This is a genomic window from Pseudacidovorax intermedius (assembly GCF_003350475.1).
Lineage (GTDB): Bacteria > Pseudomonadota > Gammaproteobacteria > Burkholderiales > Burkholderiaceae_C > Xenophilus > Xenophilus intermedius.
Genome location: NZ_QQAV01000001.1, coordinates 535,256 through 557,918 on the forward strand (window position 1 = coordinate 535,256; position 22,663 = coordinate 557,918).

Annotated in this window: 21 protein-coding genes; 17 read left to right on the plus strand and 4 right to left on the minus strand. The window is 71.6% G+C overall.

What is annotated here, in order from left to right; all coding sequences use genetic code 11:
* Positions 1 to 124 precede the first annotated feature (124 nt).
* The 3 genes from DFR41_RS02310 (at position 125) to DFR41_RS02320 (ending at position 2,847) form a co-directional block, all read left to right on the plus strand.
* Positions 125 to 1,240, plus strand: a complete 1,116-nt coding sequence (locus DFR41_RS02310) for a DUF2855 family protein (protein ID WP_114801552.1) — start codon at positions 125 to 127, stop codon at positions 1,238 to 1,240.
* 144 nt (positions 1,241 to 1,384) lie between these two features.
* Entirely contained in the window at positions 1,385 to 2,404 is a 1,020-nt protein-coding gene (locus DFR41_RS02315) for a serine/threonine protein kinase (RefSeq protein WP_017761194.1), read from the plus strand.
* Positions 2,405 to 2,613: 209 nt separating this feature from the next.
* Positions 2,614 to 2,847 carry a cysteine-rich CWC family protein gene (locus DFR41_RS02320; protein ID WP_114802156.1) on the plus strand — a complete coding sequence of 78 codons (234 nt, stop codon included), beginning with the start codon at positions 2,614 to 2,616 and terminating at the stop codon, positions 2,845 to 2,847.
* Here DFR41_RS02320 and DFR41_RS02325 read toward each other — a convergent pair.
* The gene (locus tag DFR41_RS02325) at positions 2,828 to 3,436 is read right to left on the minus strand and encodes a hypothetical protein (RefSeq protein WP_017757876.1); all 609 of its coding nucleotides are present in this window, start codon (positions 3,434 to 3,436) and stop codon (positions 2,828 to 2,830) included. The genes DFR41_RS02320 and DFR41_RS02325 overlap by 20 nt on opposite strands.
* A 498-nt stretch (positions 3,437 to 3,934) precedes the next feature.
* On the opposite strand from DFR41_RS02325, the gene DFR41_RS02330 reads away from it, so the two are divergent.
* From DFR41_RS02330 to DFR41_RS02370, 9 genes are all read left to right on the plus strand, one after another.
* Positions 3,935 to 4,303, plus strand: a complete 369-nt coding sequence (locus DFR41_RS02330) for a hypothetical protein (protein ID WP_017757875.1) — start codon at positions 3,935 to 3,937, stop codon at positions 4,301 to 4,303.
* Positions 4,304 to 4,378: 75 nt separating this feature from the next.
* A complete protein-coding gene (locus DFR41_RS02335; protein ID WP_114801553.1) occupies positions 4,379 to 7,537 on the plus strand; it encodes a beta strand repeat-containing protein in 3,159 nt (1,052 codons plus the stop codon).
* Positions 7,538 to 7,565: 28 nt separating this feature from the next.
* Entirely contained in the window at positions 7,566 to 7,994 is a 429-nt protein-coding gene (locus DFR41_RS02340; RefSeq protein WP_211322539.1) for a hypothetical protein, read from the plus strand.
* 69 nt (positions 7,995 to 8,063) lie between these two features.
* Positions 8,064 to 9,263: a hypothetical protein gene (locus tag DFR41_RS02345; RefSeq protein WP_017761838.1), complete on the plus strand. Its 1,200-nt coding sequence runs from the start codon at positions 8,064 to 8,066 to the stop codon at positions 9,261 to 9,263.
* The gene (locus DFR41_RS02350; RefSeq protein ID WP_147284308.1) at positions 9,260 to 10,258 is read left to right on the plus strand and encodes a tetratricopeptide repeat protein; all 999 of its coding nucleotides are present in this window, start codon (positions 9,260 to 9,262) and stop codon (positions 10,256 to 10,258) included. The genes DFR41_RS02345 and DFR41_RS02350 overlap by 4 nt, the downstream gene beginning before the upstream one ends.
* Positions 10,259 to 10,307: 49 nt before the next feature.
* The gene (locus DFR41_RS02355) at positions 10,308 to 10,715 is read left to right on the plus strand and encodes a hypothetical protein (protein WP_114801555.1); all 408 of its coding nucleotides are present in this window, start codon (positions 10,308 to 10,310) and stop codon (positions 10,713 to 10,715) included.
* Complete coding sequence (locus DFR41_RS02360) at positions 10,712 to 11,320, plus strand: hypothetical protein (protein WP_114801556.1); 609 nt, start codon at positions 10,712 to 10,714, stop codon at positions 11,318 to 11,320. Before DFR41_RS02355 ends, DFR41_RS02360 begins: the two co-directional genes overlap by 4 nt.
* Positions 11,317 to 12,042 (plus strand): OmpA family protein, encoded by a 726-nt coding sequence (locus DFR41_RS02365; RefSeq protein ID WP_114801557.1) that lies wholly within the window; start codon positions 11,317 to 11,319, stop codon positions 12,040 to 12,042. Before DFR41_RS02360 ends, DFR41_RS02365 begins: the two co-directional genes overlap by 4 nt.
* Before the next feature lie 20 nt (positions 12,043 to 12,062).
* On the plus strand, positions 12,063 to 12,308 hold the full coding sequence (locus tag DFR41_RS02370) for a zinc ribbon domain-containing protein (RefSeq protein WP_114801558.1): 246 nt from the start codon (positions 12,063 to 12,065) through the stop codon (positions 12,306 to 12,308).
* 21 nt (positions 12,309 to 12,329) lie between these two features.
* On the opposite strand, the gene DFR41_RS02375 is transcribed toward DFR41_RS02370, so the two are convergent.
* Complete coding sequence (locus DFR41_RS02375) at positions 12,330 to 13,730, minus strand: zinc-binding metallopeptidase family protein (protein WP_114801559.1); 1,401 nt, start codon at positions 13,728 to 13,730, stop codon at positions 12,330 to 12,332.
* Between the two features lie 216 nt (positions 13,731 to 13,946).
* On the opposite strand from DFR41_RS02375, the gene DFR41_RS02380 reads away from it, so the two are divergent.
* The 4 genes from DFR41_RS02380 (at position 13,947) to DFR41_RS02395 (ending at position 19,123) form a co-directional block, all read left to right on the plus strand.
* Positions 13,947 to 15,431, plus strand: a complete 1,485-nt coding sequence (locus tag DFR41_RS02380) for a DHA2 family efflux MFS transporter permease subunit (RefSeq protein ID WP_114801560.1) — start codon at positions 13,947 to 13,949, stop codon at positions 15,429 to 15,431.
* 109 nt (positions 15,432 to 15,540) lie between these two features.
* Positions 15,541 to 15,936 (plus strand): VOC family protein, encoded by a 396-nt coding sequence (locus DFR41_RS02385; RefSeq protein WP_114801561.1) that lies wholly within the window; start codon positions 15,541 to 15,543, stop codon positions 15,934 to 15,936.
* 32 nt (positions 15,937 to 15,968) lie between these two features.
* Entirely contained in the window at positions 15,969 to 16,733 is a 765-nt protein-coding gene (locus tag DFR41_RS02390) for a class II glutamine amidotransferase (protein WP_043112487.1), read from the plus strand.
* A 131-nt stretch (positions 16,734 to 16,864) separates the two neighbouring features.
* Positions 16,865 to 19,123, plus strand: a complete 2,259-nt coding sequence (locus tag DFR41_RS02395) for a TonB-dependent receptor (RefSeq protein WP_114801562.1) — start codon at positions 16,865 to 16,867, stop codon at positions 19,121 to 19,123.
* A 13-nt stretch (positions 19,124 to 19,136) separates the two neighbouring features.
* Here the strand turns inward: DFR41_RS02395 and DFR41_RS02400 are convergent, their stop codons facing one another.
* Positions 19,137 to 20,063, minus strand: a complete 927-nt coding sequence (locus DFR41_RS02400) for a LysR substrate-binding domain-containing protein (RefSeq protein ID WP_114801563.1) — start codon at positions 20,061 to 20,063, stop codon at positions 19,137 to 19,139.
* Positions 20,064 to 20,296: 233 nt separating this feature from the next.
* On the opposite strand from DFR41_RS02400, the gene DFR41_RS02405 reads away from it, so the two are divergent.
* Entirely contained in the window at positions 20,297 to 21,154 is an 858-nt protein-coding gene (locus tag DFR41_RS02405) for an HTD2 family dehydratase (RefSeq protein WP_114801564.1), read from the plus strand.
* Between the two features lie 19 nt (positions 21,155 to 21,173).
* Here the strand turns inward: DFR41_RS02405 and DFR41_RS02410 are convergent, their stop codons facing one another.
* The gene (locus tag DFR41_RS02410) at positions 21,174 to 22,541 is read right to left on the minus strand and encodes an MmgE/PrpD family protein (RefSeq protein ID WP_114801565.1); all 1,368 of its coding nucleotides are present in this window, start codon (positions 22,539 to 22,541) and stop codon (positions 21,174 to 21,176) included.
* Between the last annotated feature and the right edge of the window lie 122 nt (positions 22,542 to 22,663).

Here is a 22,663-nt window from a genome sequence, read left to right on the forward strand (position 1 = left end):
CGCGGGCACTGGCGGCGCACGCCCGCCGCAGCTGCGTCACCCAGGCGACGGCGTCCAGGCTTGTCCCGTCGCGGGCCGGCCGCGCAGCCGCTAAGGTGCGCAGTCCCCCGCCGCAGACCTGCCCATGCCCACCACCGACTTCCTCGTCCATCCCACCGACCTCGGCCAGACGCACCTGCGCGAGCGCGAGGACGCCCCGCTCGAACCCGGCCAGGTGCGCCTGGGCATCGACCGCTTCGCGCTGACGGCCAACAACGTGACCTATGCCGCCTTCGGCGATGCGATGGGCTACTGGCGCTTCTTTCCCACCGGGGACGAGGGCTGGCGCTTCGTGCCGGTCTGGGGCTTCGCGCGGGTGCTGCAGTCCACGCATCCCGGCGTGGCGGTGGGCGAGCGGGTGTACGGCTTCTTTCCCACCTCATCCAAGGTGGTGCTGACGCCCGGACGGCTGTCGCCGGAGCGCTTCACCGACATGGCGGCGCACCGGGCCGAGCTGCCGGCGGTCTACAACCAGTACTTCCGCTGCGCCAGCGATCCGCTCTACACCGCCGACACCGAGGACATCCAGGCCCTGCTGCGGCCGCTGTTCATCACCTCGTGGCTGATCGACGACTTCCTGGGCGACAACGCCTTCTTCGGTGCGGGCGAGGGCGACCGGGCCACGGTGCTGCTCTCGAGCGCATCGAGCAAGACCGCCTACGGCACCGCCTTCCAGCTGGCGCAGCGGCCCGACGTGCGCGTGGTCGGCCTCACCTCCGAGGGCAACCGCGCCTTCTGCGAGGGCCTTGGCTGCTACGACGAGGTGCTGGCCTATGGCGAGCTGGACCGCCTCGCCGCCGACGCGCCCTGCGTCTACGTGGACTTTGCCGGCAACGGCGAGCTGCGCCGCGCCATCCACGAACGCTTCGGGCAGCTGCGCTACAGCATGGTGATCGGCAACACGCATGTGGACCAGCGTGCGCCCGAAGGCACGGCCAAGACGCTGCCCGGGCCCCGCGCCACCTTCTTCTTCGCGCCGACGCAGATCAAGAAGCGCACCGGCGAGTGGGGCGCCGAGGCCTTCGGCCAGAAGCTCGCGCAGGGCTGGCAGGCCTTCACCGGCCGCGCAACGCAGGCCGATGCGCCCTGGCTGCAGGTCGAGCAGCACCGCGGCGGCGCGGCGCTGCAGACGCTGTGGCCCACGGTGATGCACGGCCGCGGCGATCCGCGCGCGGCGCATGTGGTGTCGCTCGCGCCCTGAGCATCACCGAGGGCCGCGGGGCGCAGCCGGCCACACGCGGAGTTCGCGCCGCAACGGCCTGGGCGGCGCGTCGACGCTGCCTGCTTCGAGCGTCGGCCGGCACAAGTCCGATGCAGCCGCTTCCACGGCGCCGACAATGCCCCGATGTCTGACACCCCGGCCGCGGCCCATCCCTACGAATCCCTCACGCCGGACGCGGTGCTCGACGCCCTGGCCAGCGTCGGCCTGTATGGCGACGGCCGGCTGCTGACGCTCAACTCCTACGAGAACCGGGTCTACCAGGTGGGCCTGGAAGACCGCTCGAACGTGGTCGTCAAGTTCTACCGGCCCGGCCGCTGGAGCGATGCGCAGATCCAGGAGGAGCACGACTTCGCCACCGAGCTGGCCGCGGACGACATCCCCGTCGTCGCGCCGCTGGCGCTGGAAGGCCGCACGCTGCACCACCACGGCGGCTTCGCCTTCGCAGTGAGTCCCTCGCGCGGCGGACGCGCGCCCGAGCTGGACGACTTCGAGGTGCTGGAATGGGTGGGCCGCTTCCTGGCGCGCATCCACGCCGTGGGCCGCAAGAAGCCCTTTGCCGAGCGGCCCGCGCTCGACCTGGCCAGCTTCGGCACGGCCTCGCGCGACTGGCTGCTGGCGCACGAGATGATCCCGCTGGACGTGCAGAAGGAATGGGAAGCCGCCTGCAACGAGGCGCTGGCGATGATCGGCGCCACCGCCCTGGACACGACGAAGCCGGCGGGCGAGCTGCGCTGGCTGCGCGTGCATGGCGACTGCCATCCCGGCAACATCCTCTGGACGCCCACCGACCGACCCGGCGGCGGCCCGCACTTCGTGGACCTGGACGATGCCCGCACCGGCCTGGCCGTGCAGGACCTGTGGATGCTGCTCTCCGGCGACCGCGCGCAGCGCACGGCGCAGCTGTCGGGCCTGCTCGACGGCTACGAGCAGATGCGCGAGTTCGACCGCCGCGAACTGGCGCTGATCGAGCCGCTGCGCACGCTGCGCCTGCTGCACTACAGCGCCTGGCTGGCGCGGCGCTGGGAGGACCCGATCTTCCCGATCAACTTCCCCTGGTTCGGCAGCAGCGACTACTGGAAGGGCCAGATCCAGATGCTGCAGGACCAGTGCGAGGCCATGGCCGAGGAACCCCTCTATGCGTGAAGTGAAGAAGCGCCCCCCATGCCGCTTCGTGGCTCCCCCCTCACTTGCGCCTTCGGCTTGGAGGTGGGCGCACCCAGCGGCCTGGCCGAGCCAGTTCCGCGGGTGCCCTGGCGTGGCCTGCTCCGCGGCCCTTCGATCTTTGCTGTCGCGCCGATGTCATCCGATGCGGGCGGCGCGCAGCGTGGTCGAGAGCTGACGTGTCGCACGCCGTGACACCCCCCGACCGCTGCCCCTTGTGCGGCCAGCCCAATGCCTGTGGCGCCGAGGCGGCCCGTTGCAGCGGCGAACCGTGCACCGACTGCTGGTGCATGACCGTGGCCGTTCCGGTTGCGCTGCGGGCCCAGGTGCCGGCCGAGGCGCAGGGGCTGGCCTGCATCTGCAGGAACTGCGTGGCTCAGGCGTACCCCGCGCCGGCTTCGAAGGTCAAAGCGGCAGGCACTTGAGCTGCACGCCGGGCGCCTGCAGGCGCTCCGCATACAGGCCTTCGCGCGCGGGTGACAGCAGCGCATGCAGGCCTTCCATCAACGGCACGGTGTCGCCCGCCTTGGCCTGGCGGTAACAGCGGCCCAGGTTCTCCAGGCTGGCCTTGAGCGACTGGCCCTGCGCGGCATCGCTGCGCGCCAGCGCGTCGGCCTGGGCGTTGAGCCAGTCCTCCTGCGCCTTGAGGCTCTGGTCGGGCAACTTTGCGGCTTCCTCCTTGGGGATCATGGTGGCGTACAGGCGCTGCAGGCTCTGCTCGCCACCCTGGGACATGCGCAGGCTCGCGTCGTAATGCACCTCGAAGCTGCCCTGGCGCCAGATCACCCGGCGCACCTGGTAGTCGAGCTGGCCCTCTGCCCCGCCCAGGGTCTGGATCAGTTCCCGGGCCTTGGCGTTGTCCGGGTCCTCGCCGAAGTTCTGGCGCAGGGCCTGGGCGATGGCGGCGTCGTCGGGGTAGCGGATGTCGCCGCCGGCCGCCGTGCGCTCGCACCCCTGGAGCAGGGCTGCGCCAGCCAGTAAGGCAACCGGCGCCACCGGCAGGCGCCGGGGCATGGTTCTTCTCAAAAACATGGTCTGAAGGTCAATGGAACACGACCGCAGTGTGCGGGCCGGATCGACCGGCGCACGCCAGAGAAGGCCGACGGACGGTTACGGCCGTGCCGGGTTTGTGAACGCCTGTTTCCAAACTGTGTCCAGCCTGACCGCAAATTCGTTTCAGCGGCACGACTTCGGGTTTGACAACACCCTTTAGCTTCCGTTAAGGCTCGCCACCTCTTCGTCGGCCCCAAAAACTGACCACTTTGGTGCACAACTGGGCTCGGAGGGAGCTGAGGACGACGCGTCCGTTGCGTTTTGGCCTACCCGTTCAGGACCGCGAAATTCCTCACACTCCGGCGCGGGATTTGGAAGCAAACGCAAAAAAATGTGAGCAACACAGCAACTTACATCTATGTCAAAGCGACATCCGGGACGCCGATAGATTGCGGTCCGTGGTCCCGAGCGGACCGCGCTTCAACCCATCTCTCATCGCATCCAACAGGAGTCCTTTCCATGAAGAAATTCGTTGCAGCCGGTGCCGTCGCCCTCATGGCCGGTCTGTGCGCCCCCGCCTTTGCGCAGAGCGGCGCCGTCACCATCCCGGGCGTGGGCAAGGCCAGCGGATCCACCGGTTCCGAGATCACCAACAGCCGCATCACCGTCAGCGGCAACAAGGCCCGCGACGTGCTGGCCGGCGGCGGCGAGGCCGGCGTGATGAAGGTCGGCGCCAACGTGAGCATGACCGGCATGGCCAACGTCAACTCCGTGAACATCACCGGCTCGAAGGTGCGCAACAGCGAGATCACTGTCAGCGGCAACGAGGCCGACACCATCAAGGCCATCGGCGGCACCGCCAACGTCAACTCCGTCAACATCAACTGAGCGGAGGCCCTCGCTCGGTGTGCCGGGACGGCCGCCGGGCAGGAGGGCTGACCACCCCGCCGTCCCGGACACCGGATGGAGACCGTGCCCGTGCCCCAGGCCCCGAGAAAGAAGAACACCGCCCTCGTCCATGCCCTCGCCCTCATGTGCGGCGGCCTGGCCGGCCTGGCGACGACCGGCGTGCAGGCGCAGGAAAGCGTGCTGCACGGACTGGGCTGGATCACCGAGCGCCCCGGTTCCACGCTGCAGGGCGGCAGCAGCGCCCGCAACACGGGCAACCGCGCCACCGGCGAGGTGATGGCCGGCGGCGGCAAGGCCACCGCAGGCGCCGGCATCGCCGGCTCGGCCGAGCTCATTGCCACCTCGCAGGCCAACATGATCGGCCTGTCCGCGCTCGACACGCGCAACACGCAGGTGTCGGTGCTGCAGAACCAGGTCAGCGGCTTCGTGCGCGCCATCGGTGGCGCGGCCTCGGCCAACAGCGTGCTGCTGTCGGGCGGCCAGGGCCGCCGGCCGCTGGCCGACAGTCGCATCCAGATCCAGAACAACCAGGCGAGCCGCATCGAGGCCCACGGCGCCAAGGCGTCGGTGGCACTCGGTGCGGGCTCGCTGCAACTGCCCGGGCGCGCCACGGCCAACGGCCTGCTGGCCGACGAGAGCGATCTGCGCCGCCTGCGCGCCGACGTCACGGGCAACCGCGCCGAAGGCGTGGCCTCGCTCGGCGGCGCGGCCATTGCCAACGGCAGCACGCTGGCCCGCACGCCGGTGGACGACCTGCAGATCACCCAGACCGACAACCGGGCCCGGGACGTGCGCGCCGGCGGCGGCAGCGCCAGCGTGGGCTGGGGCGCGATCGCCTCGGCACAACTGAGCGGCGTGGCCGCGGCCAATGCGCTCACGGCCGCCAACAGCCGCCTCGAAGGCGCGCGGCTGCTGCAGCAGGGCAACCAGGCCGAATCGATCACGGCCACCGGCGGCAGCGCCCTGGCCAACAGCCTGAACCTTGCCGACTACCAGGGCGCGGCCCTGCGCCAGTACAGCGCCCAGATCGCCAACAACCGCGCCAGCCGCGTCGATGCCGATGGCGGCAGCGGCTCGGTGCTGGGCGGCGCGCTGGCCGATGTGCAGATGGCCGCCGTGGCGCTGGCCAACAGCATCTCGGTGCAGGGCGGCAGCGTGGAAGGCAGCACCCGGCACCAGGTCAGCGGCAATGTGGCCGACGGCGTGCGCGCCAATGGCGGCGCGGCCGTCGCCAACAGCGTGTGGCTGGACAAGGCCACGACGCGCTCGACCAGCGTGGTCATCCAGGACAACAAGGCCGACAACGTCGCCACCACCGGCTTCCAGGGTAGCGCGGCCGGCGGGCTGATCGCCTCGGGCGAGCAGAACGCCATGGCGCTGGTCAACAGCCTGGGCGTGCTGGGCTCCGAGGTGGACGCGGGCCGGGTGGACATCCTCGGCAACCAGGCCTCGGGCCTCTCGTCGCGCGGCGGCAAGCTGGTGGCCAATGCCGTGAGCGTGGAAAAGGGCGAGGGCGGCGCATCGCGCCTGTCGGCCCGCACCACGGTGCAGGACAACAGTGCCCGCCAGATCGCCACCGGCGCCGCCTCGGGCGGCGTTGCGGGCGGACTGGCCTCGACCGACCAGAACGCACGCGCGGCCGTCAATGCCGTGGTGCTGCACCAGAACGCGCGCGCCGACGGCGGCTCCACCCTGCAGGTGACGGGCAACCGCGCGTCCAACGTGAGGGCGCCGGGCGGCACGGCGCTGGTCAACGCCCTGGGCGTGTACCGCGACTCGCAGCTCTCGGGCAGCCCGGTGACGCTGGCCGACAACCAGGCCAGCGACGTGACGGCGGGCGGCGGCTCGGGCCAGGCGCTGGGCGCCGGCTCGGCGAAGAACGGCATCCTGGTTGCCAACGGCCTGTACCTGGAGGGCGACGGCGGCGCGCGGCTCGCGTCCTCGCCGCTCACGGTGCGCGGCAACACGACGCGCCAGTTGCAGGCCGATGGCGGCCGGGTGAACGCCAACGCGCTGGCCGTCAACGGCCAGGGCGACGTGCAGGCGAGCCCGGTCACGCTGACCGGCAACCAGGCCAGCGACGTGCGCAGCAGTGGCGAGCAAGGCACGCTGTTCGGCAAGGCCGTCAGCGGCGGCGTGGGCCAGGCCTATGCCAACGCGGTGCAGGTGCTGGGCCAGCTGCGCGGCAGCAGCCTTGCGCTGGCCGACAACATGGCCGGCCAAGTGCGTGGCGACCAGGCCCTCGCGGCGGCCAACAGCGTGCTGCTGGACGAGAGCTCGACATTGGAAGGCAGCAGCGTCAGCCTGCGCGGCAACCAGGCGCAGGGCGTGCAGGCCCAGGGCGGCCATGTGGCCGCCGCCAACAGCGTGGTCAACGAAGGCCGCATCAGCGGAGCGCAGATCGGCATCGACGGCAACCGCGCGACGGTGCAGGCCGATGGGGGCGACGCCATCGCCAACACGGTGCGCAACCGCGGCAGCATGGCCGGCAGCCGCGTGACGATCAGCGGCAACCAGGGCCAGGTGGCACGCAAGGGCACGGCCAACAGCGTGGACAACAGCGGCACGCTGGCCGGCGGGCAGATCACCATCCTGGGCAACCAGGGCAGCGCGCAGGACGGCGGCACCGTCAATTCCTTCGTCAACAGCGGCCGTGCGACGGGCAACGTGCACATCGCCGGCAACACGGGCAGCGCGCGCGGCAACGGCAGCCTGGCCAACAGCGTGCGCAACACCGGCAACCTGGCGGCCAACATCACCATCCTCGGCAACCAGGGCACGGCCAGCGGCGGCGGCGTGGTCAACAGCGTGGTCAACCGCGGCAACCTGAGCGGCGCGGTGGCCATCGTGGGCAATCGCGGCACGGCCTCCAACGGCGGCACGGTCAATTCGCTGGTCAACACGGGCACCATGTCCGGCAAGGTGACCATCGCCGGCAACCAGGGCTCGGCCGGCATGGGCGGCACGGCCAACTCGGTCATCAACCGCGGCAGCATTACCGGCAGCGTGACCATCGTGGGCAACAACGCCCGCGCCGGCATGGGCACCACCACCGCCAGCGTGCGCAACTACGGCGCGCTGGCGGGCGCGGCCGGCGTGACCGGTGGGGCGCCCTGGGCGGCCAGCGTCGGCAAGACGATCACCCTGCCCTCCACCGGCGTGGTCAACCGCAGCGTGACGGTGGGCCCGGCGGTGACGGTGCTCAACATGTGATTTCCTCACTCCGAAGACCTTCTTCATCATGCGCGCACGCACACCACGGCGGCTTGTCGCCGCCACCACTGCCCTGCTGCTGGCCGGCGGGGCGCAGGCCCAGCTCGTCAACTACAGCGAGCAACTGGGCAACTACAAGGACAACAAGGACGCGGGCGTGAAGCTGATCGACGGCGTCACGCCCGGCGTCACGGCCCGCGCCCGGGTGGCCCGGGCGCTGGAGCAGAACAAGGTGGTGGACCAGCAGGCGCTGGTGCAGCCCGACGGCACGCTCAAGCTGCCGGCCAACCAGACCAACCTGGTGATCCGCACCGACTACAGCAACGTCCAGCAAGGGGCCGACGGCCAGCTGCGCATCGCGAGCCCGACGATCCAGGGCAACGTGAGCGGCAACGTGACGCTGTTCGTCGACGGCAAGGGGGTGGAGAACATCACCGTGCTCAACAACGGCCGCTGACGCAGCACCACCGCCCCGGCCCGCGCGGGCCGCACACCGCGTACCGATAACAACAACGCCTCTGCTCACATGACCTTCGCACTCGCCCGCGGCGCCCGGATCAGCGCCCGCCTCGCCACCCTCGCCGCCGCCGCTGCGCTGGTGGCCGGCTGCGCCACCACGGAGAACGCCCTCAAGGACGCCGACCAGCTGCTCGCCGAGCGCGAGGCCGCAAAGTCCCTGCCCACCGCCAACCTGAGCCAGTACGCCGCCGCGCTCACGCGGTTCGGCACCATGCTCGACGTCTACAAGGACGGCGACCCGGTCGTCTACATGCAGACGCGCAACATCCTCGATGCGACCAACCTCTCCAACCCGCTGGTGGGTTCGGAGATTCCGGGCGACATCACCGAGATGGTCCGCACCGCCGTCAACCGCATCGGTGCGCGCATCGTCTACGTGCCCTACCACCCCGACTACCTGATCTCGCAGGCCCAGTTGGGCGCGCGCTTCGGCGTGACCATGCCGGACTTCCTGATCACCGGGGCGCTGACCGAATTCGACCGCGCGCTGTCGGGCGCTGGCCGCTCCAATTCGGCCAGCGTGGACTTCGGCAAGGGCAAGGGCGAGACCAACATCGGCGCCGACTTCAAGCGCACCGCCATCCTCTCGGCCCTGGCGCTGGACCTGAACCTGGTGAGCTTCAGCACCCAGCAGATGGTGCCGCGCGTGCAGGCGTCCAACGTGATCAAGGTGCTGAACTTCAGCTCGGAGGACAACGCCAGCCTGGGCTTCTACGGCGATGCCTTCGGCTTCAAGCTCGAAGGCAAGTACCTGCAGGGCCGGCACTCGGCCATCCGCACGCTGGTCGACCTGAGCGTGCTGGAGCTGATGGGCAAGGCCACCAACACGCCCTACTGGCGCTGCATTCCCGGCGGCACGCCCGACCCGGTGGTGGTGGACAACATGCGCAAGTCCTTCGAGGCGCTCACGCCGCAGGTCAAGATCGGCCTGATCCAGGTGACGCTGCGCAAGTACGGCGAGAACGTGGCCATCAACCAGCAGCTGGATGCGCCCACGCAGGAGGCACTGCGCCGCGTGTATTCCAGCCGCTATCCGCAGCTGGGCGACACGGTGGACGTGCTGAGCTGGCAGGGCTTCGAGCCGCTGTTCTTCGGCGTGCCGATGCCGTGGGACGGCCAGCTGGCCGCGCCCTCGCCGGCCACTGTCACGCCGGCGGCCGGCACGGTGCCGCCCGCGGCGAGCGCACCGGCGAGGACGGGCGCATGAAGCTGCACCGCGCTTCTTCTGCAGGCGTGCGCGGTGCACCCGGCTCTGCGCCAGTGCAGCGTCCGACCGCGCTTGCGGCACGGATGCTGGCGAGCGTGGCAATGGCCACCATGCTGTGCATCGCAAGTGCACATGCGCAGACCGTGATCGGCAACCCGGGCGCCAACGTGAGCAATGGCGCAGCCGTGAGCAGCGGCGCCGCCGGCGGGGTCGTCAGCGGCTCGGCGGCCGCGACCCCGGTCACGCCCGCAGGCGCCAACACGGCGCCCTCTGCCGCCGCCGAGGCGGGCGCCCGCTTCGTCGAATCGTGCCAGCAGGCCATCGAGCGCGGCATGGTCAACCCCGGCTGCCAGGGCCCGCTCTACGGCAGCGAGATCTCGCGCCTCAAGGAAGACGCGCTGCGCACCCAGAACCCCGCCCTGCTCACCCTGCTGGGCGATGCCTACCAGAGCAACCGCAGCGGCATCTCCGACATCGGTCAGGCCTACCGCTGGTACCTGCTGGGCGCGGTGCGCGGCGATCCGCGGGCCATGCAGCGACTGTCGGACCTCTACCGCAACGGCCAGGGCGTGCCCAAGGACAACATCAAGGCCCTGGGTTACGCCCGCTTGGCGCAACGCCTGGCGCTGCCCGGCAGCCAGAACGCCCAGGGCGCCGCCGAGACCATCAACAGCCTGGGCCAGGAGATGGCGGCGGAGGAGACGGCGCTGGCCGACCGCTTCGCCAGTGAACTGGAAGCGCAGATGCGGCAGGCGCCCGGTGCGGCTGCATCCGGCGCGCCTGCCGTGCCGGGCATGGCATCGCCGCCGCCAGCGGCCGCGCTGGGGCCGGCGGGGCCCAAGCTCTCCGGCCCGCCCGGCCTGGGCGCCCTGCGGGCGGCCGAGGCCGCTGCGCCCGCGGCGTCGCCCGCGCCTGCCCCCGCCCCGGCCCGCTCGCCGCTCGGCGGCTTTCCGGGGCAGGAGGCGCTGCAGGCCACGCCCGCGCCCTCGCGCTGACCGTTGGAAATCGACCGCCCCTGCGCATCCCCGTGACGAGGCCTTCGCCATGACCCAGAACCCCTCCGCCCCTTTCGCCGCACTGGCCCGCAGCCCTTGGCGGGCGCCGCGCATCGCAGTCGCGCTCGCCGCCGTCCTCGCGGCCGGCGCCGGCTGGGCCGCCGACGTGTCCGACCGCAGCCAAAGCACCACCACCATGATCGAACGCCCCGGCCCCGGTACCAACCGCATCGAAGTCACCGGCAACACCGCCAGCAACGTGCAGGTGCGCTGCGCCGACGGCACGGCCGCCACGGCCGGCGCCAACATCAACAGCGTCGACATCGACAGCCGTGCCCTGCAGGGCCGCACCGTCGTCGTCACCGGCCGCAACACGCGCGACGTGAAGGCGGGCGTCGACTGCGCCCCCGGTGGCACCGGGGCGGCGGCCAACGTCAACAGCGTCAACATCCGATGAAGTCCACGCACGCCTTTCCCCTCGCCGCCCTCGCGCTGTCGGCGGGCCTGCTGGCCGCCTGCTCCGACCGCGACAGCACACCGGCAGCATCCAGCCCCACGCCGGCACCGGCCGCGACGCCGATGGCCAGCCCGGCGCCCGCAGTGCCACCAACGGCGACGCCCGCCGAGGGCAGCGCTTCCGCGCCCGCTCCGGCGCCCGCCGCCGCCACGCCCACCAGCGCACGCCAGTTGCCGCTGACCGTGCAGGGCGTGGCCAGCGCCGGCCTCACCGTGCGCGTGAAGGGCGTGGAACTGGGGCCCGATGCGACGGTGCTGGACGTCAGCGCCTCCTTCGCCAGCCCGCTCACCAACTGGACGCAGATGGCGTCCGGCGACACCTACCTGCAGGACGAGGCCGGCAACAAGCTGATGCTCAAGCGGCCCGAGGACAACCGCTACCTCAAGATCAAGACCGGCGACACCATGGAAGGCCGGCTGGTCTTTCTGGGCGCCGTGCCGGCCGATGCACGGCAGGTCAAGCTCGTCATCAACGAAGGCAGTCCTCCGGACGACACCAACAGCCCCGGCCTGGAGATGGTGCTGCCGCTCAAGGCCGGCGGATGAACCGCGCGGCAGCCGTGGTCGGCGCGGCCGGACTGCTCGTCGCCTGCGCCGCGATGGCACAGACGACCCCGGCGTCGGCCGCAGGGGGTGGCGGCTATGAGGTGCGGCGCAGCGCCCAGTCGCTGGCCGGAGAGCCCACGCGCTGGCAGCCGGCGGTGGGCGCACCCGTCAGCGAATGGCGCCCGGCCGGCACCGGCAGCAGCTGGCAGCGCGCCGCGGCCGGATCCACCTTCGGCAAGGCCGCCGCGCCCGACACCACGCTGCGTCTGGCGGAGGTGCCGCCCGCACGCCTGGCCCGCACCCGCACCTTGCTGACCGAGCTGAACGCCCGGCCGACACGGCAAAAGTCCATCGTCGTCGACCTGCCGGCGGACGTGCTCTTCGACTTCGACAAGGCCGACTTGCGGCCGGATGCCGAGCCCGCGCTGGCCCGCGCGGCCGAGCTGCTGCAGGGCTATCCCGATGCACCCGTGCGCGTGCGCGGCCACACCGATGCGCGCGGCAGCGACACCTACAACGACGTGCTGTCTCTGCGTCGCGCGCAGCGCGTGGCCGAGCGGCTGGCCGCCGCGACGGGAACGCGAAAGCTGGAGACCGAAGGCCTGGGCCGGCGCGAACCCATCGCCGCCAACACCCGGCCCGATGGCCGGGACGACCCCGAAGGCCGGCAGAAGAACCGGCGTGTGGAGATCGTGATCGGCCCGCGCGCGCCGAACGGATGAACGCAGAGCAAGGAGATGTCATGGCGCTGATCGACTGCCCCGACTGCGGACGCCGCGTGTCGCCGCGCGCGCCGAGCTGCCCCAACTGCGGCGCGCCGATCACCGCCACGGGTCATCCTGCCGATCGACGTCTGGTAACGCCAGGACTGCTCGGCCGACTGACGGCGGTGCTGGGCGCCTGGCTGGTGTTCCCGTGGGTGGCGCGTCTGCTCGCCTTCCTGGCGGGCATCGCCATGCTGATCGTGATGTTCACCTCGGCGCGCTGAGCGCACCGCCGGTTCGTTCGATCAGGCGGCGAGCGGCTGCTGCGGGAGCGGGTCGTCCGCGTTCGCGGCAGGTGCCTCCGCCGGCATCGGTGCGATGCCCTCGACCGGGACGGGCGCCTGGTCCTGCTGCGACGCAGAGGGCTCGGGCGACGGATCCTGGACCGGCACCGGATCGCCGGCCGGCGGGGGCTCCTGCACCGGCGCCGGCTCGCCGCCCTCGGCGCGGACCGGGGCCGGCTGCCCGCGCTGCGCGGTCACCAGCTGGTGGATGAACTGCAGCTTGCCCACCGCCGCATGCGGCAGCACGAAGGGATAGAAGTCCGGCTGGCCCATGCTGCGCGACAGCTCGTTGAGCACGTTGGTCAGCCTCACCCAGCCGTTGAGGAAGTCGAGGAAGCGGTCCGCATCCTCGTGCTCGGGCTGCCACAGGTCCTCGCGGGTGAACAGGTCGCTGGTCAGTTCGACGTTCACGGCATTGACGCCGAAGCTGAGCGCCGTGTCCACCGTGTCGGCCATGTGCAGGTAGTGCGCCCAGGTCTCGGCCCAGTCCTCCCAGGGATGGGTGCTGGCATAGCTGGTGACATAGCGCAGCGCCCAGTCGGCCGGCGGGCCGTTCTCGTAGTGGCGCTGCAGGGCCTGGCCGTAGTCCTCGGTTTCGTCGCCGAACAGGGCGCGGAAGCCCTCCAGCCAGGGCGTGGGCGCGACCAGCACATCCCAGTAGTAGTGGCCGATCTCGTGGCGGAAGTGGCCCACCAGCGTGCGGTAGGGCTCGCGCATCTCGGCGCGCGTCTTCTCGCGCTGGGCGTCGTCGCCCTCCTCGATGTTGAGGGTGATCACGCCGTCCTGGTGGCCCGTGAGCACCCGCGGCGAGCCCGGCAGGTTGGACAGGAAGTCGAAGGCCAGGCCATGGTCCGGATCGGCCAGGCGGGTGCTGATCGGCAGACCCAGCGCCAGCAGTTGCGACAAGACGCGCCGCTTGGCCGCTTCCATCTTCTGCCACAGCTCGGGGTTCTCGGGCACGGACAGGTCGGGGATGGTGCGCGTCGCGCTGCAGGCCAGGCACAAGCCCGGCGCCAGGCCATGGGTATGGGCCAGGCCCGGCTCGGCTTCCTCATCGTCCGGCACCAGCCAGTTGCAGCCGGCGGCGGTGCTGAAGTTGGCGCACCGCCGGTACCGCGGCCCGTCCGGCTCGCCGAAGACGGTGAACAGCTCCGGGTCGTCGGTCGGCGCGAGTGGCAGCACGCCCACGCGCGAGGTCACATAGCCCAGCGGCGTGCCGCAGGCCAGGCATTGGCTGTTGCGCAGGTAGACCGGCCGGCCGCACTGGCAGACGTAGGCGCGGCTGACGGCCGGTGCGGCCAGTTCGTCGGCCAGCGAGCCGCCACTGTGCACCTGGGCGGAAGAACTGTCGGATTCAGGCATGGGCACTCCCCGTGTTGTGCGTCGATTCTGGAATCGGGATGCGCACGCCATGCGGCAGGTACCTGACGGCACCCGCGCCCACCGCTCCACCCCGGACGGCCGGCATTGTTCGGCCGCCCCTTCGGTCCGCTCGGCGGGCGAAGCCCCGTATGCTTGTAGGACCGGACGGCCCCACCCGCTCCGGCGTCGGGGCCCGACCCCGACGGCCCCCGCCCCATGACTGCCCACACGCCCCAGCCCCCCGCCTCCGCCCCCGTCCATTCGCCGCTGCGCCAGCGTTACGGGCCGCGCTACCGCTGGCTGCTGCTGCTGTCGGTCATGGTGGGGACGATGGCCTCGATCATGTCCTCCACGGTGGTCAACGTGGCCATTCCCGACCTGAGCCGGCATTTCGGCCTCGGGCAGGAGCGGGCGCAGTGGGTCAGCTCCGGCTTCATGGTGGCGATGACGGCCTCGATGCTCACCACGCCCTGGCTGCTGGCGCGCTTCGGCTATCGGCGCACCTATGTCGGCACCATGGTGCTGCTGCTGGCCGGCGGGCTGCTGGGTGGGCTTGCCGACCTGTTCCCGTTGGTGCTGGCCGCGCGTGTGATGGAAGGCCTGGCGGCGGGCGTGGTGCAGCCCATCCCGGCCATCATCATCCTGCGCGCCTTCGAGCCGCACGAGCAGGGCCGCGCCAGTGGCTTCTTCGGCATGGGCGTGGTGCTGGCGCCCGCCATCGGACCCAGCATCGGCGGCGTGCTGGTGGACCTGGCGGGCTGGCGCTCGATCTTCTTCATGGTGGTGCCCTTCTGCCTGGCGGCCTTCTGGCTGGCCTGGAAGTTCGTGCCGCCCACCGCGCCCGGCGGCGCCCAGGCCGGCCGCAGCCACGCGCTGGACTGGCGCGGCCTGCTCATTGGCACCGCGGGCACGCTGTGCCTGCTCAATGGGCTGGTGGAGCTGCGCGGCGATGCGCCCGGCCAGGCCGCGCTGCTGCTGGTGCTGGCCGCCGCCGCGCTGGCCACCTTCGTGTGGTGGGAGCGGCGCCTGGCCGCGCGCGGCGACGAGCCGCTGATGGACATGCGCCTCTTCACCCACCGGCAGTTCGCCATGGGCACGGTGGTGGCCTTCATCTACGGCACGGCGCTGTTCGGCTCGACCTACCTGCTGCCGGTGTTCATGCAGGTGGCGCTGCACCTGTCGGCCTCGCACGTGGGCACCATCATGCTGCCGGCCGGCATCGTGCTGGCCTTCACCATCGCCGGCGTGGGCCGGCTGGCCGACCGGCACCCGACCTGGCTGCTGGTGAGCACCGGCCTCTTGCTGCTGGCCGCCAGCTTCGCGCTGATGCCCACGCTGTCGCTGGCCGGGCCGCTGTGGCTGCTGACGCTGTACGCCGTGATCGGGCGCATCGGGCTGGGCTTCATCCTGCCTTCGCTGAACATCGGCTCGATGCGGCCGCTGCCCAAGGCCATGATCCCGCAGGGTGCGAGTGCCATCAGCTTCCTGCGGCAGCTGGGCGGCTCGGCCGGGGTGAGCCTGTGCGCCGTCGTGCTGGAATGGCGGCTTGCGGCACACGGCGATTCGCTGGCGCAGCTGCAGAGCAGCCCGGCGCGACTGGCGGCCTTCGACGAGGTGTTCCTGATCCTGGCGGCGCTGTGCGGCCTGGCACTGCTGGCGGCGCTGCAGCTGCGGGAGCGGCACCACCGCGGCTCGCTCTGACTGCGGTGTGCGCGACAGCCGCGACCCGACGGCTCGGGTCTAATCGGGGCCGCCTTTTTTCCCCCAACCCGGGCGACGCCGCCCGACAACAACGAAGGAGATCCCGCAGATGCTCAACCATGTGATGGTCGGTAGCCAGGACATCGAACGCGCCAAGCGCTTCTACGACGCCGTGCTCGGCGTGCTGGGCGCGCCCGAAGGCATGCGCAACACGGGCCCGGGCGGCCACCAGCGCGTGTTCTGGCGCCACGACGGCAACACCTTCGGCATCACCGAGCCGATCAATGGCGAAGCGCCCAGCGTCTCCAACGGCGCGACCATCGGCTTCAAGTGCACGTCGCCCGAGCAGCTGCAGCAGTTCCACGACGTGGCCGTGGCGCATGGCGGCACGGCCATCGAGGACGCCCCCGGCCCCCGTGGCGACGGCAGCATGCACCTGGCCTACGTGCGCGACCCGGACGGCCACAAGCTCTGCGGGCTGTACCGCCCCGGCCGCAAGGCCTGAGCCCCCTTTCCCACGAACGCCCCGCCGCCGCCATGTGCCAGCTCCTCGGAATGAACTGCAACGTGCCCACCGACGTGCAGTTCAGCTTCACCGGCTTCGCCCAGCGCGGCGGCCGCACCGACCACCATGCGGACGGCTGGGGCATCGCCTTCTTCGAGGACCGCGGGCTGCGCCACTTCGTGGACCACCTGCCGGCCTGCGACTCGCCGGTGGCGGAGCTGATCCGCCGCTACCCCATCAAGAGCCGCAACGTCATCGCCCACATCCGCAAGGCGACGCAGGGCGCGGTCAACCTGCAGAACTGCCACCCCTTCGTGCGCGAGCTCTGGGGCCGCTACTGGGTCTTTGCCCACAACGGCGACCTGAAGGACTTCCGCCCGCGACTGCACGGCAACTTCCATCCCGTGGGCGGCACCGACAGCGAGCATGCCTTCTGCTGGCTGATGCAGGAGCTGGCCAAGTCGCATGCCGACGTGCCCAGCGTGGACGAGCTGACGCTCACGCTGCGCGAGCTGGCGCCGCGCATCGCGAAGCACGGCACCTTCAACTTCCTGCTCTCCAACGGGCAGGCACTGTGGGCGCACGCGTCCACGAACCTCTGGTCCATCGAGCGGCAGCATCCCTTCACCCTTGCGCAACTGGCCGACGAGGACCTGTCGATGGACTTCGCCCAGCACACCACGCCCGACGACCGGGTGGCGGTGGTGGTGACGGCGCCGCTGACGACGAACGAAACCTGGGTGCCGTTCGCGCCCGGTGAGTTGCGGGTCTTCGAGAACGGCAGACGCAGGGGCTGACACCCCGAGCCCCTGCGCGGCACCCCCGGAGAGATGGCCCCGCTGCAATGGCGGGCTTGCGCCTGCGCCGCCTTGCGTTAACGATGCGTTAACTAATAATAACAATTCGCATTCGCTCCAAGACCCCATCCATGATCCGACTCTTCACGCCGGGGCCGCTGGCCCTGGCCGCGGGCCTCGCCCTGCAGGCGCTGGCCGCCTCGGCGCAGACCCCTCCCGCCGCATCCGCCGCGCCCGCGGCATCTGCAGCCGCCGGCACGCTGTCCACCATCACCGTCGAGGCCAGCGCCGACGCCTCGGCGGAGGGCCTGGCCAAACCCTATGCCGGGGGCCAGGTCGCTCGGGGCGGGCGGGTCGGCCTGCTGGGCACCGTGGACCTGATGGCCACGCCCTTCGCCACCACGGCCTACACGCAGGAACTGATCCAGAACCAGCAGGCCCGCAGCGTGGCCGACGTGCTGCAGAACGACCCCTCGGTGCGGGTGGCGCGCGGCTTCGGCAATTTCCAGGAGTCGTACTTCATGCGCGGCTTCATCGTGAATTCGGACGACATCGCCTACAACGGCCTGTACGGCCTGCTGCCGCGCCAGTACATCGCCTCGGAGCTGTTCGAGCGGGTGGAGGTGCTGCGCGGCGCGAGCGCCTTCCTCAATGGCGCCACGCCCTCGGGCGGCGGCATCGGCGGCAACATCAACCTGCTGCCCAAGCGCGCCGGCAACGAGCCGCTGACGCAGCTGACGGTGGGCGGCGCGAGCGGCTCGCAGGGCTATGCCGCCGCCGACATCGCGCGACGATTCGGCCCGGACCAGAGCCTGGGCGTGCGCGTGAATGCCGCCCACCGCGACGGCGGCACCGGCGTCGACGGCGAGTCGGTCAAGCTGAGCGCGCTGTCGGTGGGCCTGGACTGGCGCGGCCGCGATGCCCGGGTGTCGGCCGACATCGGCCACCAGGAGCACCGGCTCGACGCGGCCCGGCCCAACGTGACGCTGGGCAGCGCCGTCACCGTGGTGCCGCGCGCGCCCGACGGCCGCAGCAACTACGCCCAGCCCTGGACCTATTCGATGGAACGCGACACCTTCGGCTCCCTGCGTGGCGAGTACGACATCACGCCCGACGTCACCGCCTGGGCCGCCGCCGGCGCTCGCCGCAGCGCGGAGAGCAACGCGCTGGCCAATCCCACGGTCAACAACGCCTTCACCGGCGCCAGCACGGCCACGCGCTTCGACAACACCCGCGAGGACGACGTGAAGACGGCCGAGCTGGGCCTGCGCGGCAAGCTGCGCACGGGCAGCGTCGGCCATGAATGGGTGCTGGGCTATTCCTGGTACGACCTGGAGAAGAAGAACGCCTATGCCATGGGCCTGGCCGCCGGCTCCTCGGTCGTGAGCAGCATCTACACGCCGGTGCCGCGCATCGCGCCGGGCCTGAGCTACCTGGGCAACGACCTCACCAGCCCGGCGCTCAACGGCACCACCACGCTCAAGAGCTGGGCGCTGGGCGACACGCTGTCCTTCCTGGACGACCGCCTGCGCGTGACGCTGGGCGCGCGCTACCAGACCATCGAATCCACCAGCATCCCTTACGTGGTCGCCAATGCCGGTCGCTTCGTGCCCGGCAGCACGGGCATCAGCAGCTACGACCAGAGCCGCACCAGCCCGGTGGCGGGGGTGGTGTTCCGGTTGCAGGACAACCTGTCGATCTACGCCAACTACATCGAAGGCCTGGCGCAGGGCGACACGGCGCCCACCACGACCAACGGCGTGCTGGTCGTCAACGGTGGCCAGCAGCTGGCGCCCTATGTCTCCAAGCAGAAGGAAGTGGGCCTCAAGTACGACGGTGGCCGCATCGGCGCGACCGTGGCCGTCTTCAGCACCGAGAAGCCCCGCGCCTACCTGGACGCGGCGACCGGCATCTTCTCGGCCCGCGGCGAGGACCGGCACCAGGGCGTGGAGCTCAACACCTTCGGCGAGATCACCCGCGGACTGCGCGTGCTCGGCGGCGTGACCTGGCTGGATGCCGAGCAGAAGAACACCGGCAGCGCCACCACCGATGGCAAGCGCGTGATCGGCGTGGCGCGCGCCCAGGGCAGCCTCGGCCTGGAGTGGGACGTTCCCGGTGTGCCGGGCCTGGCCCTCACCGGCCGCGTGGTGCGCAACGGCAGCAGCTATGCCGACGCCGCCAACACCCTGCGCGCGCCCGGCTGGACGCGCCTTGACGTGGGCGCGCGCTACCTCACCGAGGTGGCCGGCCGGCCCGTCACCTTCCGCGCCCGCATCGACAACGCCACCGACCGCAACTACTGGGCCTCGGTGGGCGGCTATCCGGGCTACGGCTACCTGGTGCAGGGCACGCCGCGCACCTTCAACGTGAGCGCGACGGTCGACTTCTGAGCAGCGCGCGGGTTCAGGGCCCGATCCAGGTCGCTGGCCAGGCTGAAGAGCGCGCCATGTCCCGCAGCACGTCCACCACCAGCGCATCGACCGCGGCGCAGGCCACCGTCTGTGGCCGTGCAGTGCCCAGCACGCGCACCACGCGGCGGCGCATGGCGGGGCTGTCGATGGCGATGGTGCGCAGGCGGCCCGCCGCCACCTCCTCGGCCACGGCGCCGGCCGCCAGGATGGTGCTGCCGATGCCCTCCTCCACCGCCCGCTTCACACTGCCCAGCGACTCGATCTCGGCCACCACGTCCAGCTGCACGCCTGCGGGCGCGCAGGCCTCGTCGATCAGCCGGCGCAGGCCATGCTCGCGGCCCGGCAGCACCAGCGGCCAGCGCGCCAACGAGGCCAGGCCGATGCGCCGGGGCACCCGGCCCGCCGCCACGCCGGTCACCAGCACCAGGCGGTCGTCCAGCAGGGGCTGCTTGGCCAGGCCGGGCTCCGGGGCATCGCCGTAGAGCAGCGCCAGGTCCAGCCGGCCCGACAGCAGCCATTCGCGCACGAAGCCGCTGTAGCCCTCCACCAGCTTGAGCCGCACCTGCGGCAGCCGCTCGCGGCAGGCGCGCAGGAGGGGCAGCGTGGCCACCAGCGCAACGGTGGTGGGCAATCCGATGGCCACCTCGCCCCGCGGCGCGTCCAGCGCCTCGCGCACGGCCAGGCGCGCCCGCTCGGCATCGGCCAGCACCACCTTGGCATGTTCCAGGAACACGCTGCCCGCCGGCGTGAGCGCCATGCCGCGGCTGGAGCGCACGAAGAGCGGCGCCGCCAGCTCGGCCTCCAGCGCCGCAATCTGCTGGCCCAGCGCAGGCTGCGCCAGGTGCACCTGGGCCGAGGCCTTGAGCAGGCTGCCCGCCTCGCTCACGGCAACGAACAGGCGCAGTTGGCGAAGCTCCATGTCGGGATGTCCTGGGGTTCGGGGAGGAAGAGGCCGGCCTGCATGGCCACTGCCGGCACGAGGTGGATGCGCAGGTGGCCTGCAGGCGCCCATGCCCCGCACGGCGCGGCCCATCGCTAGCCGGATGGCATCTAGCCGATAGCCGGAATCAGTATTTCACAGCTAGCCCGCGGCTGACCAGAATCTGGCGTTTCGCCAGCGCCTCGACGCCGGCCCGTAAAGGAGACACCGGCATGCCCCAGCCCCTCGACATCGATCACCTTCGCCAATGGATCGGCCGCACCGAGCAGTTGCACGACCAGGTCACGGCCGCGCCGCTGCGCGCGCTCACCGCCACGCTGGACCGCGACGACGCGCCCCAGGCGCCCGGCGCGCCGATCCCGCCGCTGTGGCACTGGCTGTACTTCCTGCCCGCGGCGCCGCAGTCCGAGCTGGGCCCCGACGGCCATCCGCAGCGGGGGGGCTTCCTGCCGCCGGTGCCGCTGCCGCGGCGCATGTGGGCGGGCAGCCAGCTCAGCTTCCACCGGCCGCTGCGCGTGGGGCAGGCCCTCCTGCGCAGCTCGCGCATCGCCGACGTGCGCCTGAAGGAGGGCCGCACCGGGCCGCTGGTGTTCGTCAACGTCGACCACCGCGTCGAGGCCGACGGCGAACTCGCCATCGAGGAGCGCCACGACATCGTCTACCGCGACATGCCGGCACCCGGCGAAGTCCCGCCGCCTCCCGTGGCGGCCACGGCCGAGGCCGCGTGGGTGCGCCGCATCGTGCCGGACGACGTGCTGCTGTTCCGCTACTCGGCCCTGACCTTCAACGGCCACCGCATCCACTACGACCGGCGCTACGTCACCGCGGTGGAGGGCTATCCCGGCCTGGTGGTGCATGGCCCGCTGATCGCCACGCTGCTGCTGGACCTGCTGCGCCGCCACCGGCCGGAGGCCGCGGTTCGGCAGTTCAGCTTCCGTGCGATGAAGCCCACCTTCGACATCGCCAGCTTCGAGGTCTGCGGTGCGCCGCAGGCGGATGGCACGGTGCACCTGTGGGCGCGCGACGCCGAGGGCCACCTGACGATGGACGCCCGCGCCACCCTGGGCTGACGCGAGGCTCAAGCCGGGCTCAGCCCAGCAGCCAGCCCACGCGCGGCTGCTGTTCGATGCCCCACAGGCGCTCGACCGCCGCGGCCGCTGCATCCGCCGGCAGGGCCGGGCTGCCATAGGCGGCCAGGCGCAGGGCCTTGGCCGTGATCTCCTCGCGCGACAGGGTGTTGCCCGGGTCGCCCTTGGGCTCGTCCACGCGGCCCTGCAGCACGCGGCCGTCGGTCGTGCGCAGCGTCACCTTGCCGATCCAGCGGCGCGGATAGGCGGCGTCCACCTCGGCGTCCAGCACCATCGTCACGCGCTCGCGCAGGGCGACCGTCTCGGGCGCCAGGAACCCGGCGTCGAACTCGCCCAGGCCCGCATGGCCGAAGCGCGCCACCAGCGCCAGCACGGTGCCCATGGAGAACTTGCTCTGGTGCACCGTGACGGGCGACACCACCGGCCCCAGCACGTCCAGCGCGCCCTGGTGCACATGGCAGGTCACCTCAGCGATGTCCTGCGCCTGCAGCTTGTGCGCCTGCATCAGCTGCAGCAGCGCATCGGCGGCGGGATGCGTGTGGCGGCAGGAGGCATGCCACTTGAACGAGGTCTCGGCCGTGGCCCAGCGCGTGCCCAGGCCATCGACCAGCCGCGACGGGTCGGCATCGGTGGACATGCCGGCGGCCAGGCCGCGCGCGCCGGTGAAGATGTCCGCGGCGCCGGTGAAGCCGTCCTGCGCCAGGCAGGCGGCCATCAGCCCCGCGGTGGCGGCATGGGCCGTGTGCAGCTGCTTGCTGTCGGCGCCCGTGGCCAGGAACTCCCAGAGCCCCGCCGACTGCGTGCCGGCCGAGCCGAAGGCATGCTGCATCTGCAGCGGCGTGAGCCGCAGCAGCCGCCCCACTGCCGCGGCGGCGGCCAGCGTGCCGGCCGTGGCCGTGGTGTGGAACACGCGGTAGTGGCTGCGGCCCAGGAACTCGCCCACGCGGATGCCCACCTCGTAGCCGGCCACGCAGGCGGCCAGGAAATCGCTGCCGCTCGCGCCGCGCTGCTGCGCCACGGCCAGTGCGGGCGCGAAGACCACCGCCGCCGGATGGAACACGGAGCCGTTGTGCACATCGTCCTGCTCGGCCACATGCGAGGCCGCCGCGTTGGCCATCGCGGCGGCCATGGGCGCGCTGCCCCGTGCGTGGCCCAGCACCTCGCAAGGCCCGGCTTCCGGCCCCTGCGCCAGTGCGAAGTCGGCGATGCTGCGCACCGGCCGCGCCCCCTGGCCGGCCAGCACCGAGCCGAACCAGTCCACGAGCAAGTCCTCGGTGCGGCGGCGCACCGGCACGGGCACATCCTGCCAGTCGAGCGTGGCGGCGAAGACGGCCAGCGGGTGGACGGCGGCGGGGGTGTCGTTCTTCATGGCGGGTGTGTGAGAAGGAAGAGAGGCGCAGCAATCACGATCGAACGGCCGCGGAGCAGGCCATACCAGTGCACCCGCGGAACCGGCTCTGCCGGGCCGCCGGGTGCGCCCCTTGAGGGAGA

Bases quoted from the DNA above. Each gene is read 5' to 3' on its own strand.
- DFR41_RS02310 (WP_114801552.1), top strand. From the start codon at position 125: ATGCCCACCACCGACTTCCTCGTCCATCCCACCGACCTCGGCCAGACG.
- DFR41_RS02315 (WP_017761194.1), top strand. From the start codon at position 1,385: ATGTCTGACACCCCGGCCGCGGCCCATCCCTACGAATCCCTCACGCCG.
- DFR41_RS02325 (WP_017757876.1), bottom strand. From the start codon at position 3,436: ATGCCCCGGCGCCTGCCGGTGGCGCCGGTTGCCTTACTGGCTGGCGCA.
- DFR41_RS02330 (WP_017757875.1), top strand. From the start codon at position 3,935: ATGAAGAAATTCGTTGCAGCCGGTGCCGTCGCCCTCATGGCCGGTCTG.
- DFR41_RS02335 (WP_114801553.1), top strand. From the start codon at position 4,379: ATGGAGACCGTGCCCGTGCCCCAGGCCCCGAGAAAGAAGAACACCGCC.
- DFR41_RS02340 (WP_211322539.1), top strand. From the start codon at position 7,566: ATGCGCGCACGCACACCACGGCGGCTTGTCGCCGCCACCACTGCCCTG.
- DFR41_RS02345 (WP_017761838.1), top strand. From the start codon at position 8,064: ATGACCTTCGCACTCGCCCGCGGCGCCCGGATCAGCGCCCGCCTCGCC.
- DFR41_RS02350 (WP_147284308.1), top strand. From the start codon at position 9,260: ATGAAGCTGCACCGCGCTTCTTCTGCAGGCGTGCGCGGTGCACCCGGC.
- DFR41_RS02355 (WP_114801555.1), top strand. From the start codon at position 10,308: ATGACCCAGAACCCCTCCGCCCCTTTCGCCGCACTGGCCCGCAGCCCT.
- DFR41_RS02360 (WP_114801556.1), top strand. From the start codon at position 10,712: ATGAAGTCCACGCACGCCTTTCCCCTCGCCGCCCTCGCGCTGTCGGCG.
- DFR41_RS02365 (WP_114801557.1), top strand. From the start codon at position 11,317: ATGAACCGCGCGGCAGCCGTGGTCGGCGCGGCCGGACTGCTCGTCGCC.
- DFR41_RS02370 (WP_114801558.1), top strand. From the start codon at position 12,063: ATGGCGCTGATCGACTGCCCCGACTGCGGACGCCGCGTGTCGCCGCGC.
- DFR41_RS02375 (WP_114801559.1), bottom strand. From the start codon at position 13,730: ATGCCTGAATCCGACAGTTCTTCCGCCCAGGTGCACAGTGGCGGCTCG.
- DFR41_RS02380 (WP_114801560.1), top strand. From the start codon at position 13,947: ATGACTGCCCACACGCCCCAGCCCCCCGCCTCCGCCCCCGTCCATTCG.
- DFR41_RS02385 (WP_114801561.1), top strand. From the start codon at position 15,541: ATGCTCAACCATGTGATGGTCGGTAGCCAGGACATCGAACGCGCCAAG.
- DFR41_RS02390 (WP_043112487.1), top strand. From the start codon at position 15,969: ATGTGCCAGCTCCTCGGAATGAACTGCAACGTGCCCACCGACGTGCAG.
- DFR41_RS02395 (WP_114801562.1), top strand. From the start codon at position 16,865: ATGATCCGACTCTTCACGCCGGGGCCGCTGGCCCTGGCCGCGGGCCTC.
- DFR41_RS02400 (WP_114801563.1), bottom strand. From the start codon at position 20,063: ATGGAGCTTCGCCAACTGCGCCTGTTCGTTGCCGTGAGCGAGGCGGGC.
- DFR41_RS02405 (WP_114801564.1), top strand. From the start codon at position 20,297: ATGCCCCAGCCCCTCGACATCGATCACCTTCGCCAATGGATCGGCCGC.
- DFR41_RS02410 (WP_114801565.1), bottom strand. From the start codon at position 22,541: ATGAAGAACGACACCCCCGCCGCCGTCCACCCGCTGGCCGTCTTCGCC.